Origin of the sequence: Streptomyces sp. NBC_00271 (assembly GCF_036178845.1) — a bacterium.
Taxonomy (GTDB): domain Bacteria; phylum Actinomycetota; class Actinomycetes; order Streptomycetales; family Streptomycetaceae; genus Streptomyces.
Genome location: NZ_CP108070.1, coordinates 2192989 through 2206942, shown reverse-complemented (window position 1 = coordinate 2206942; position 13954 = coordinate 2192989). Strand labels below are relative to the sequence as shown.

Sequence of the window (13954 nt, the reverse complement as noted above, 5' to 3'; positions counted from 1 at the left end):
ACGAGGACACCTTTCCCGATGCCTGCGAGCGAGTCCCCGAAGCAGTTCCCCGAGATCTCCCTCACGACCTCCGAGGACGTGACCTCCGAGGACGTGCGGGCCTGGCTGACGTCGGCCGTCGCCGAGGCGGCCGGGCTCGACCCACTGGCCGTCGACGCCGAGCGGCCGATCGCCGAATTCGGCCTGGGATCCCGCCAGTTGGTGACCCTGGCGGCGGAACTCGCCGGGCGGATCGGCCGCGCCGTGGAGCCGTCCCTCGTCTTCGACCACCCCACCATCGCGGCGCTCGCCGCAGCGGTCCTCGACGAAAGGCCCGTCGGCGAAAGGCCTGTCGGCGCTGCGGCGCCGGTGCCGGCGGACGCGCCCGTACGCGGCGACGAGGACATCGCCGTCATCTCCATGGGCTGCCGCTACCCCGGCGGCGCCGACGACCCCGAGGCGCTGTGGCGGCTGCTCGCCTCCGGCGAGGACGCCATCACCGAGGTGCCCGCGGGCCGTTGGGACACCCGGGGGCTCTACGACCCCGACCCGGAGGCCCCCGGCAAGGCGTACACCCTGCGCGGCGGCTTCCTCTCCGACATCGACCGTTTCGACGCGCACTTCTTCGGGATCTCACCGCGCGAGGCCGCGGCCATGGACCCCCAGCAGCGGCTGCTGCTCGGGACCGCCTGGGAGACGATCGAGCGCGCCGGGATCGTCCCGGACACGCTGAACGGCAGCTCCACGGGCGTCTACATCGGGCTGTACGACAGCGGCTACCAGGCCTCGGCCCCGCTCGGCCGGCTCGACGGGCACGTGGGCACCGGTTCGGCTTCCAGCGTGGCCTCCGGACGCATCGCCTACACCCTCGGCCTTCAGGGCCCGGCGGTCACCGTCGACACCGCCTGCTCCTCCTCCCTCGTCGCCCTGCACCTGGCCGCGCGGGCGCTGGCGAGCGGCGAGTGCGACCTCGCGCTGGCGGGCGGCGCGACGCTCCTTGTCACCCCACGCGGACACGTCGAGTTCAGCCGACTGCGGGGGCTGTCGCCGTCCGGGCGGTGCAGCCCGTTCTCGACCGACGCGGACGGCGTGGTGTGGGCCGAGGGCTGCGGTCTGGTGCTGCTCAAGCGGCTCGCGGACGCGCGCCGCGACGGCGACCGGGTCCTCGCCGTCGTCAAGGGGTCGGCCATCAACCAGGACGGCCGCAGCCAGGGCCTGAGCGCCCCGAGCGGGCCGGCGCAGGAACGGGTGGTGCGCGCCGCCCTCGACGCGGCCGGACTGCGCCCGGACGACCTGGACCACGTCGAGGCGCACGGCACGGGCACCCGGCTCGGCGACCCCATCGAGGGCCGGGCGCTCGCCGCCGTCTTCGGGCCGGGGCGCCCGGCCGACCGGCCGCTCGGCGTCGGCTCCCTCAAGTCCCAGATCGGTCACACCCAGGCCGCGGCGGGTATCGGCGGTGTCATCAAGACGGTCCTGGCCCTCGGCCACGAACTGCTCCCTGCCTCGCTGCACGCCGACACCCCGACCGAGCACGTGGACTGGGCGGGCGGCGGCCTGCGGGTGCAGAGCGCCGCCCGGGCATGGCCGCGGGGCGGCGACCGGGTGCGGCGGGCCGGGGTGAGCGCGTTCGGGATCAGCGGTACGAACGCGCACGTGGTGCTGGAGGAGGCGCCGCGGGACCTCGTACGGCCGGCCACCGGGGCACCCCCGACGCAGCTCCCCGGCGCGACCCTCTTCCCGCTCTCCGCCCGTACCCTCCCCGCCCTCCGGGGCCAGGCCGCCCGTCTCCTCGAAGCGCTCGACGAACAGCCGCGGCCGGCGCTGCCCGAGGTGGCCGCGACGCTGGCCCACCACCGCACGCACTTCGAGCACCGGGCCGTCGTCCGGGCGGCCGACCGCGACGACCTGCTGACCGCTCTGCGCGCACTCGCCGAGGGCCGAACCGACAGCGACACCGATACTGGTGCCGGTGTGGTCGTTGGGCCCCAGCAGGCCGTCCCCACCGGCAAGTTGGCCTTCGTCTTCCCCGGCCAGGGCTCCCAGTGGGCCGGCATGGCCCGCGATCTGCTCGACCGCGACCCGGTGTTCGCAGACGAACTCGACCGCTGCGACGCCGCCCTGCGCCCCTTCACCACCTGGTCGGTCGCGGCCGTCCTGCGCGGTGCCGAGGGCGCCCCGCCCCTGGACCGCGTGGACGTCGTGCAGCCGGTCCTGTTCGCCGTGATGGTGTCCCTGGCCGCGGTGTGGCGGGCCCGGGGCGTACGGCCGGACGCCGTGGTCGGACACAGCCAGGGCGAGGTCGCCGCGGCCTGCGTCGCGGGCGCGCTCAGCCTGAGCGACGCCGCCGCGGTGGTCGCCCTGCGCAGCCAGGCCCTGACCGGGCTGTCGGGCACCGGCACCATGGCCGTCGTCGCCCTCCCGCACACCGAGGTCGAGGACCGCCTCGCCGACCTCGACGGACGGGTCTGCGTCGCCGCCGTCAACAGCGGCCGCTCGACGGTGATCGCAGGTGACGTCGAGCCCCTGGAAACCCTGCTCGCCGACCTCGACCGCGAGCAGGTCTTCGCCCGCCGCCTCGATGTCGACTACGCCTCCCACAGCCCCCGGGTCGAGCCGGTCCGCGCGACGGTCCTCGACGAACTCGACGGCGTCACCACCTGCCCGACCTCCGTCACTTGGTACTCCACCGTCACCGGCGAACCGGTCACCGAGGAGTTGGAGGCCGACTACTGGTACACCAATCTGCGCGAGCCCGTCCGCTTCGCACCCACCGTGGAACGCATGGCCGCGGACGGCTACCGCTGCTTCGTCGAACTCGGCCCCCACCCCTCCCTCGTCACCGCCCTGCACACCATCGCCGAGGACTCCGGCCACGACAACCTGGTTGCCGTCGGCTCGCTGCGCCGCGACGAGGACGGGCCCGCCTGCCTGGACCGGGCCGCCGCCGAACTCCACGTCCACGGACGGCCGATCGACTGGCGCCGACTGGTCCCCGACACCGCCCCCGCCGACCTGCCGACGTACGCCTGGGATCTGCGGCGCCACTGGATCGAGCCCGAGTCCACCACCGGTGCCCCAGGCCTCTTCGACCGCGCCGCGCACCCCCTGCTCGGTGTCCAGCTCCAGTCGCCGGACGAGACCCGCTGGACCTTCCGGGGCGAGTGGTCCCAGGACACCGCCGACTGGCTGTCCGACCACGCCGTGTTCGGCCGGACCGTCGTCTCCGGCACCACCCTGATGGAACTCTGCCGCGCCGCCCTCGCCGTGGCCCACCCGGACGACCCGGCCGACCTCACCGACCTGCTCCTCCTCAGCCCTCTCACCCTCCCCGACTCCGGCACGGTCGAGGTGTCCGTCGAGGTGGTCACCGCCGGTCCCGTACCGGAGATCACCGTGCACAGCCGTCCGCGCGCCCAAGAGGCCACGGGCTGGACCCTGCACGCCACCGCGTCCGCGTCCGCGCCTGCCGCGCCGACGGGGGAACGGCCCCCGGTGTGGCCGGAGGCCGCCGAACCGGCCTGGACCCCGGAGACGTACGAGCGGCTCAGCGAACTGGGCCTCGGCTACGGCCCGGCCTTCCAGGGCGTACGGTCGGCGGTCACGACCGGCGACGGTGAACTGCTGGCCCGGCTCTCGCTGCCGCCCACGGCCCGCGACGCGGCGGACCCGTACCCCCTCCACCCCGCCCTGCTGGACGCCGCGCTGCACGTGGCCGCCGGGCTCGACGCGTCCGACGGCCGGGTGCTGCTCCCGGTCGCGGTGGGCCGGTGCGTCCTGCCGCCCGGTGGCGCGAGGGACCTCACCGCGGCCGTACGACGCACGGGCGGCTCCGGCACGGACCTCACCCTGGACGTCACGCTGTGGGACACCGACGGCTTCCCGGCCGGTCGTCTGGAGGGCGTACGACTGCGGGCGGCGGACCCGGCGGACCTGAACGGCGCCTCGGAGAACGCCCGACATCTGTACGAGGTGGTCTGGACGGCCGTACCCGAACAGCCCGCAGAGGCGTCGGGCACCGAGTGGGCCGTCGTCGGCGACGCCTCGGACCCGGAGGTCGCCGGGGCCCTGCGTGGCCTCGCGGCGGCGGGGACCCACGTGCGGAGCGGGACGGGCGGCGCGGACGTGAGCGGGACCGGCGGCGTCGACGTGCTCGTACGGTTCTGGCCGCGCCCGGCGATGGACGCCGAACCGGCCGCCGCAGCACAGGAGTTGGCGGCCGCGGCCCTGGCCGAACTGCGTGCCCTGATCGCCCTCCCGCAGGACGAGGCACCTGCCCGGACCGTGTGGGTGACGCGCGGTGCGGTCGGGGCCGTCGACGAGGACACCGTGCCCGGCCTCGCCCAGTCCGTGCTGTGGGGGCTCGCCCGCAGCGCCCGCGCCGAACACCCGGAACTCGGCCTGACCCTGCTCGACCTCGACGACTCCGACCCGGCGGACGCGCTCCCGACCGTCGCCACCCACACCGAGGAGCCCGAACTCGCCTTCCGCGCGGGCACTCTGCTCGCGCCGCGGCTCGTCCGCGCCCGTGACCGGGACGCGACCGGCACCCCGGTCGTCCTCGACCTGGTCGGCCGCCCCACCTTCGTACCCACCGACGGCACGGTGCTGATCACCGGAGGCCTCGGTGCCGTCGGGCGGCACATCGCCCGGCTGCTCGCCGAACACGGCGTTCCGCGCCTGCTCCTGACGTCCCGTCAAGGACCCGACGATCTGCGCGCCGCCGAGGTCGCCGCCGAACTGGCCGCGCTCGGCGTCGAGGTCGAGGTCGCGGCCTGCGACATCGGGGACGCGGCGGCCGTGGCCGGTCTGCTCGGCCGTATCGGGGAGGAGTCGCCGCTGCGCGGTGTCGTGCACTGCGCCGGAGTCCTGGCCGACGGGGTGGTCGCCGAGCTGACGCCCGAACGCCTCGCACAGGTACTGCGCCCCAAGGTCGACGGCGCCGCCCACCTGCACCGGCTCACCGCCCACGCGCGACTCGACCTGTTCCTGCTGGTCTCCTCGGCCGCCGGAGTCGTCGGCAACGCGGGCCAGGGCAACTACGCTGCGGCCAACGTCTACCTCGACCAACTCGCCCACCACCGGCGGGCCCAGGGCCTGCCCGGCCTGTCCCTCTCCTTCGGCGCCTGGGCGGGCGAGGGCCTCGCCGCCGCACACGCCGACCTGGACCGGATGGCCCGTCTCGGCCACCGTGCCCTCACCCCCGACCAGGGCCGCGAACTCGTCGAACTCGCCCTGCGGCAGGGCGCCCCGCACCTGGTCGCCTGGGCCCTGGACCTGCCCCGCCTGCGCGAGACCGTGACCACCACGGGCGGCGGCACGGCGGCGCTGTGGCGCTCGCTGCTGCCCGCGCCCCGCACCGGCCGCAGCGGCGGCGACGGTCTGGCCGACCGCCTGGCCCGGCTGCCCGAGGCCGAACGCGCCGAACGCGTCCTGGCCCTGGTCCGCGAGGAGATCTCCCGCGCCCTCGGCCTGCGCTCGACGGAGTCCGTCCGCCCCGACCAGCCGCTGCGCGAACTCGGCATGGACTCGGTGACGGCGGTCGAACTCCGCAACCGCATCGGCGCCCGAATCGGCGCCAAGCTCCCGGCCACCCTGCTCTTCGACCACCCCACCGCGGCCCGGCTCGCCGCGCATCTGCTGGCCACCGCCCTCGCGGCGGGCGACCGCACCACTCCCGCCACCCGGCCCACACACGCCACGACGCCGGCCTCCGACGAACCGGTGGCCCTGGTCGCCATGGCCTGTCGGCTGCCGGGCGGGGTGAGCGATCCGGAAGGCCTGTGGAACCTGGTCGCGGAGGGGCGCGACGCGGTGGGCCCCTTCCCGGCCGAACGCTGGGACGTGGCAGCGCTGTACGACCCCGACCCGGACGCCGTCGGCAAGTCGTACGCCCGTGAGGGCGGCTTCCTGAACGACGACGACCTGACGTCCTTCGACGCGGGTTTCTTCGGGATCACCCCGAAGGAAGCGGCCGCGATGGACCCCCAGCAACGGCTGCTGATGGAGACGGCGTGGGAGGCGCTGGAGCGCGCCGGGATCGTTCCCGCCGAACTCGCCGGCAGCGCCACCGGTGTGTACGTCGGCATGTTCGGCAGCGACTATCTCGCGGGGTCCCGCCTCGACCAGCTGGACGGGTACGTCGGCACGGGCTCGGCGCTGAGCGTGGCCTCGGGCCGGCTCGCCTACGCGCTGGGGCTGGGCGGCCCCGCGCTGACGGTGGACACGGCGTGCTCCTCGTCGCTGGTGGCACTGCACCTGGCGGCACAGGCGCTGCGGTCCGGAGAGTGCGACCTCGCGCTCGCCGGTGGTGTGACGGTGATGGTGACCCCGGGAACCTTCGTGGAGTTCAGCCGACTGCGGGGCCTGTCCCCGACCGGCCGCTGCCGCTCCTTCTCCGACGACGCCGACGGCGCCATCTGGGCCGAGGGCGCCGGCATGGTCGTACTGAAGCGACTGAGCGACGCCCGGCGCGACGGTGACGAGGTGCTGGCCGTGCTGCGCGGCACGGCCGTCAACCAGGACGGCCGCAGCCAGGGGCTGTCCGCGCCGAACGGTCCGGCGCAGGAACAGGTGATCCGGCGGGCACTGGAGCTGTCCGGGCTGGAGCCCGCCGACATCGACTACGTGGAGGCGCACGGCACGGGCACCACGCTGGGCGACCCGATCGAGGCGAACGCCCTGGCGGAGGTCTTCGGCGACTCACGCCCGCAGGACCGCCCCCTGTACCTGGGCTCGCTCAAGTCCAACATCGGGCACGCACAGGCGGCTTCGGGTGTGATCGGGCTCGTCAAGGTGGTGCAGTCGCTGCGCCACCGGACCCTGCCACGCACCCTGCACGCGGACACGCCCAGCAGGCACGTCGACTGGGAGAACAGCGGGCTGCGGCTGGTGCGGGACACGGCGGCCTGGCCGTCGTCGCCCGGGCGGACACGACGGGCGGGAGTGAGCGCCTTCGGGATCAGCGGGACCAACGCGCATGTGATCGTGGAGGAGGCCCCGCCGGTCGCGAAGGCGGGAGGGAAGGACGAAGTCCCGCCGGGTAAGCGGCGGAAGGACGAACTTCCGCCGGGTAAGCGGCTGTTCGTGCTGTCGGGGCGCAGCGAGGCCGCCCTGCGGGGGCAGGCCGCGCGACTGGCCGACCACCTGACCGATGAGGCCGGCGAGGACCTCGCTCTCCTCGATGTCGCCCACACCCTGGCCCGGCACCGCAGCCACTTCGAACGGCGCGCGGCCCTCGTCGCGGGTGACCGGGACGAACTGCTCCTACGGCTCGAGGCGTTGGCGAGCGGGCGGGCGCCCCTTGCCACGCAACGCGACGACGGAACGGGCAAGGTGGCCTTCGTCTTCGCCGGACACGGCGGTCAATGGCCCGGAATGGGCGTCGAGTTGATGGCCGGATCGGATGCGTTCCGCGAGGAGCTGGTCCGCATCGATGAGGCCGTTCGCCGACGGGTCGGCTGGTCGGTGCTCAACGCGCTGCGGGCGCCGGAGGAGTTCGCCCCGCTCGGCCGCACCGAATTCCTGCAACCGGTGCTGTTCGCGGTCAACGCCTCACTGGCCGCGGCCTGGCGCGCGCTCGGCGTCCGCCCGGACGCCGTCGTCGGGCACAGCCTGGGCGAGATCGCCGCCGCGTACAGCGTGGGCGCCCTCACCCTGGACGAGGCCGTGACCGTCGTGACCGGACGCGGGCAGGCGGTCGTACCGCTGGTGGGCAAGGGCGGCATGCTGTCCCTGGAACTGCCGCCCGCGCGGGTCGAGGAGCTGCTCGCGCCGTTCGCGGGCCGCCTGTTCGTCGCGGCGGTCAACAGCGCCCGGTCCACGGCCGTCTCCGGCGAGGCCGACGCGCTGGCCGAACTGCGCGACCGCCTCGACGAGCGGGGCATCGCCGCACGCCCGCTGACGACACCGTTCGCCTCGCACACCCCCTTGATGGACCCGCTCCGTGCGGAGCTGCTCGAGCGTTTCTCCGGCGTCAGGGGCGCCCGGACACCGACCCCGCTGTACTCGGCGGTGCTGGCCGAACCCGTCCCCGGCGACCTGCTGGACGCCGACCACTGGTACGCCAACCTCAGGGAGCCGGTCCGGTTCGCGGACACGATCCGACGGATGCTGGACGACGGCTACCGCTACTTCGTCGAGCTGAGCCCGCACCCCTCGCTCACCTCGTCGATCGAGGCGGTGGCGGCGGAGGCCGGGATCGACGCGGTCGGCATCGGCTCGCTGCGCCGGCAGAGCGAAGGACACGACGTACTGCTGCGCGGGCTGGGGGAGTTGTACACGGCCGGGCACACGCCCGACTGGCCGCTGCTGTTCCCGCAGGGCCGCCGGGTCGGCCTGCCGACCTACGCCTTCGCCCGCGAACGCCACTGGCTCGTGCCCGCCCCGGCCACCGCATCGGCCGGTGGATCACCGCTGCTCGGCACGCACTTGGAGGCCAGCGACGAACCCGACCGGCACCTCTTCCAGGCCGACATCGACCTCGACGACAGCCGCTTCGCCTATCTCACCGACCATCGGGTCACCGGTGAGGTCTGGCTGCCCGGCGCCGCGTTCCTCGACATGGCCCTGGAGGCCGCGTCCGCGCTGCGGGACGGCGGCGAAGTACGGCTGGCCGACATCAGTTTCGTACAGCCGCTGCCGCTGGACGTGGACCGGCCCGTACGGCTGCAACTGGTCCTGAGCCCGGCCGAGGACGGCTTCCGGGACTTCACCATCGCCTCGACACCCGCCGCGGGGCACGGCGCGCCGTGGCAGCGGCACGTCAGCGGACGGCTCGCGGTCACCGAGGAAACCGCCGCCGCCGACGACGAAGAGCGGCTCGACGCCGTGCGCGAACGGTGCGACGAGCAGGTCGATCTGGCGGCGGTCTACGCCGGGCTCGCGGCCCTGGGCATCGACTACGGCCCCGCCTTCCGGGGGTTGGAGGAGGGCCGCCGTACGGACGCGGCCGCCCTCGGTCGCCTGGCCCGCACGCCCGCCGCCGGTCATCTGCTGCATCCCGCCGTCCTCGACGCGGCCTTCCACACGGCCGCCCTGCCGGGAGGCGCGCCCGAGGGCCGGGCGTTCGTGCCCGCGGCCGTCGGACAGCTGAGGTTCACCGGACTGCGCACGGCGCCCGTGTGGGCGACCTGCCGACTGCGTTCCGTGGACGGCGACACGGCGACCGTGGACCTGCGGCTGTGGGATGAGGACGAGCAACTGGTGCTGGAGGCGAGGGAGTTCGCATTGGCTGCACTGTCTCCGCTGGACGGCGTGCTCTTCGAGACCCACTGGCAGCCGCGCCCGGCCGCGCAGCGACCGCCCGCCGAGGGCAGTTGGCTGATCCTGGCCGACGACACGGGCGTCGCGGCCGAGCTGGAGGAGCGGCTCGGCTCGACCGTGCCGCGGGTGATCGCCCGCAGGGGTGAGTCGTTCGGCGTCGAGGGACCCGGTCGTTACGTGCTTGACCCCGCCGATCCGCGGCACCTGGCCCGCCTCCTGGACGAGGCCTTCCCCGACGGGCCGCCCGAGCGGGTGGTCCAGCTGTCCGCGCTCGACGCCCCGGCGATCACGGATGCCGGTACGGCCGAGGAGGCGGCGCGGCTGTGCTGCCTGAGCACGCTGCACCTGGTACGGGCGCTGGCGGACCGGCCGCGGGGCCGGGCCCCCCGTCTCTTCGTCGTCGCGCGGGGCAGCCAGGCCGCCGGTGACAGCACCCGGGTGACGCACCCTCAGCAGGCCCTCGCCTGGGGCTTCGGCCTCGCGGTGGCGCAGGAGTACCCGGAGCTGTCGGCCACCCTGATCGACCTGCCGCCCACCGACGGTGTCGACGCCCTGTGGACACAACTGCGGCACGCGGACGACGAACGGCTGGTCGCGCTGCGGGAGTCGGGCCGACTGGTCCCGCGCCTGGCCCGCACCCGCCCCGACGACGGCGGCGACGGCGAGGTCACCCCCGACGGGGTGTACCTGATCACCGGCGGTCTGGGCGGCCTCGGCCGGGTCGTCGCCGAACGACTGGTCCGCCGCGGCGCCCGCCGACTGGCCCTGATGAGCCGCGGCGAGCCCGACGCGCCCACCGCGAGCTGGATCAGGGGTCTCGAAGAAGACGGGACCACCGTGTACCTCGCCCGCGCCGACGTGGCCGACCGCGAGGAACTGACGGCGGCCCTGGACGCCGTGCGACGGGAAGCGGGGACGATCGCCGGAGTCGTCCACGCGGCTGGTGTCCTCGACGACGCGACGGTGGCGAACCTGACCGACGAGCGCGTCCTGCGCGTGCTCGCCCCCAAGGTCCTCGGCACCACGCTGCTCACCGAACTGATCCCGGAGGCCGAGAGCCTCGTCCTGTTCGCCTCGGCGGCCGGTCTCCTCGGCTCCGCGGGACAGAGCCCGTACGCGGCGGCGAACGCCTTCCTCGACGCCTGGGCGCACCACCTCTCCCGCGCCGACCGCCGGGCGCTGAGCCTGGACTGGGGTGCCTGGGCGGGCGTGGGCATGGTGGCCGAGTCCGGCACCCGGGCCGCCGAGACCGGCCGATCCGGGCTGCTCGCCTTCTCCCCGCAGGACGGGGGCGATCTCTTCGAACGGGTGCTGGCCACCTCGCGTCGTCAACTCGCCCCCCTCGCCCTGGACTGGGAGGCCCTCGCGCACGACCCGGACGTGGCCCGCACCCGACCGATCCTCGGCGACCTGATCACCGTACCGACCGGCGGTGACGGCGCGGACGACCTCGTCGCGAGCGTGTTCACGGCGACGACGGAACGGGACCGCGCGGACCGCCTCGAAGCGTATGTACGGGCCCGGGTCGGCCAGGTCTCCGAAGGCACGGTGGACGTCTCCGCGACCACGGCCCTGAAGGAACTCGGCCTGGACTCCCTCATGCTCGTCCGGCTGCGCAACGCCTTCGCCCGCGAGCTGGGCGCCGAACTCCCGGCCGCCACCGTGTTCTCCGCCTCCGACATCCGCGGCCTGGCCCGGGCGCTCGGCGAGGTGCTGCCCGAACGGGACACGGTCGCGCAGGCCGGGGAACGGCGGCCCGAGGCACGGCGACCTGAGGCACGGCGGCCCGAGGTCGCCGTCGAGGTGCCCGAGAGCGAACTGCGGCCCGCGACCCGCGATGTCGTACGACTGCTGCGCAGCGCCCGGCCCGGCATGCCGGACGCGGCCCACGCCGTCGGCCTGGCCCTCCGGCTCACCACGCCCACCACCCGCGAGGCGCTCACCGACGTCCTCACCCGTCTCGCCGGACGGCACGCCGCGCTGCGCACCGCGATCGTGACCGGTTCCGTCGGCGAACACGCGCGGCTGCTGCGGGTGGACCGGGAGCTCGCACGGCCGGTACTGCGCTGGACGGACGTGCCCGGCGACGACGAACTCGACACGGCCGACCGGCTGCGGCGGCTGCTGGAACCGCCCTTCGACCTGGCGAACCCTCCGTTGTGGCGCTTCGAGCTGCTCGACGCCGGTGCCCGGGGCCAGGTCCTGACGTTCGGCGCGCACCACGCGGTGAGCGATCTGCAGTCGCTGCTGCTCGTGGCGGGGGAACTCGACGCCGAACTGGTCGGCACCTCGCTCGGCGACGCCGTCACCAACCGGGACATCGATCTCCTGATCGAGGCGCAGCAGACGGACGACATCCCCGGCGAGGGCGTGACCGCATGGCGCGAGGCCTTCCAGGGCAGTGACCGACTCGACCTGACGCTCGCCCGGCCCCGCCCGGCGACCCGCTCGTACCGGGCCGGCAGCGTGAGCGTGACGATCCCCGACGGGCTCATGGACCGGGTGTCGGCCGCCGCGAGCGGGCTCGCGATCACGCCCGCCGCCTTCTGCCTCGGCGCCCTGACCGTGCTGCTGGCCAGGATGCGGCAGAAGGAACGTTTCGTTCTCGCCGTGCCCGTCGACACCCGCATCCACGCAGACGCGTACGAGGCGGTGGGCTTCTTCGGAGTGCCGGTGCCGTTCCCGGCCGAGGCCGGGGCGGGCGAACGGATCGAGCAGGTGCTGCGCCGCACCGACGGCCGTCTCGACCGGGTCCTCGCGAAGGGCGCCATGTTCTCGGACGTGCTGTCGACCCTCGCCCGACAGGGGCTGCACCGGGCGAACGCGCCGTTGGTGGAGGTGTACTTCAACTACGTGCGCTCTTCGGCGGGCCGCCTCGCCCACCTGGAGGTCCTGCCCGCCGGGACCGGGTACTCCGACCTCGACCTGATGATCACCATGACCCCCGACGCGGGCCGGATCCGGCTCGACCACAACCTCGACATCCTGGACGCGGCGACCTCTGCCGAACTGGGCGAGGAGTTCCTGCGGCTGCTCGCGGAGGCGGTGGACGATCCGACGGCGGCGGTCCGTTCGACGCCGGGTACGGCGGTGGAGCTGTCCGAGGGCACTCGCCGTTCCCCGCGCCGGTCGCTCGCCCTCGCCGCCACCTTCGCCCTCGGGAATCTGCCCCTGCTGTGCGAGGCCGCGGTCGAGGAGGGCGCGCGGGACGGCGGCCTGACCGTCGCGGAAGCCCCGTACCACCAGGTGCTCGCCGCCCTGCGCGACCCCTCCGGCGTCTTCGCCGACCCCACCGCGGCGGTGGGCGTGGCGCTGCTGCGGGCGGCGGACCTGGAACGGTTCGGCCCGGTGGACGACGCGCTGCTCGCCGAGTTGCGGACCGCGTTCCCGGCCGCGCTGCGTGCCCTGTCCGAACGGACGCGAAAGCCGCTGATCGTCGGCTTCCTGCCGTCCGCGCACGCGCAGGACCGCTTCACACGGTGGGAGCGCGAGATCGCCGACGAACTGGCCGAGGTGCCCGGCATCGCGGTGCTCCGCCCCGACGACTGGACCCGGTGCCACACCGTCGAGGAACCCTTCGACGAGCGGACCGAGCGCATCGCCCACCTCCCCTTCACCCCGCCGTTCCAGGCGGCGGTGGCGCTGTGCCTCGCCGACGTCGTACGTGCGGTACGGCGCCCCGCGCCCAAGGTGATCGCGGTGGACGGCGACGAGACGCTGTGGGGTGGGGTGGCCGGGGAGATCGGCCCGGAGGCGGTGGACCTGACCGGACCGCGTGCCCTGCTCGCACGCCGGCTCCTTCAATGGCGCGCGGCGGGTGCGCTGTTGGCACTCGTCAGCAACAACGACGAGGCCACGGTACGGGCCGTCCTGGACCGCCCGGACAGCCTGCTCAAGGCCGAACACTTCAGCGTGCTCTCCGCGACCTGGGGCCCGAAGTCCGGCCGGCTCGCCGAGGCGGCCCGGACGCTCGGTCTCGGCCCGGACAGCTTCCTGTTCCTCGACGACAACCCGGTCGAGATCGCGGGAGTGCGGTCCGCGCTGCCGGAGGTGCTGTCGGTGACGTGCCCGCCGTCGGCCGAACTGGGTCCGTTCCTGGGCAGGTTGTGGCCGCTCGTCCCGGCCGCGGCGACGGCCGAGGACGCGCTGCGGGCGCGGTTCTACGAACAGGAGCGGGACCGGGACGCGGTGCGCGCGCAGGCCGGATTCGAGGAGTTCCTCGCCCAGTTGGAACTCGACGTCGACATCCGGGCCCTGTCCGGGACCGATGTCGAGCGGGCCGAGCAACTCGTCCGCCGTACCAACCAGTTCACCCTGCGGGCGCGGTCCGCCGACGGGGGCGATCTCGGGCGGTGGCGGGAGCGCGGTGAGGTGTGGACGGCCGCGGCCCGGGACCGGTTCGGCGACTACGGCCAGATCGGGCTGCTCGTCCTCCGCGCGGACGGGGACCAACTCGACGTGCTGGCCTGGCTGATGAGCTGCCGGGCGCTGGGCCGGGGAGTCGAGGAACGGCTGTTGCGGTGGCTGGCCGACCGTGCCGACGAGCTGGGCTGCGTCAAGGTCCGTCTGACGGCGGAGCGCACCCAGCGCAACGTACCGGCCCGGCGGCTGCTGGCCGCGCTCGGTGGCGGGGACCAGGACGACGAACGCTTGGAGACCGTGGTCACGCCGGAACACCTGCGGGCCTTCCGGTCCTGGCGGCGGGGGTGAA

Annotated in this window: 1 protein-coding gene; it reads left to right on the top strand. The window is 74.6% G+C overall.

Features of this window, described 5'->3' with window-relative positions:
- Window positions 1-18: 18 nt before the first annotated feature.
- A complete protein-coding gene (locus OG798_RS10510; RefSeq protein WP_328756859.1) occupies window positions 19-13953 on the top strand; it encodes an SDR family NAD(P)-dependent oxidoreductase in 13935 nt (4644 codons plus the stop codon).
- Window position 13954: the final 1 nt, after the last annotated feature.

Coding starts and splice junctions, on each gene's coding strand:
- OG798_RS10510 (WP_328756859.1), top strand. CDS start 19: ATGCCTGCGAGCGAGTCCCCGAAGCAGTTCCCCGAGATCTCCCTCACG.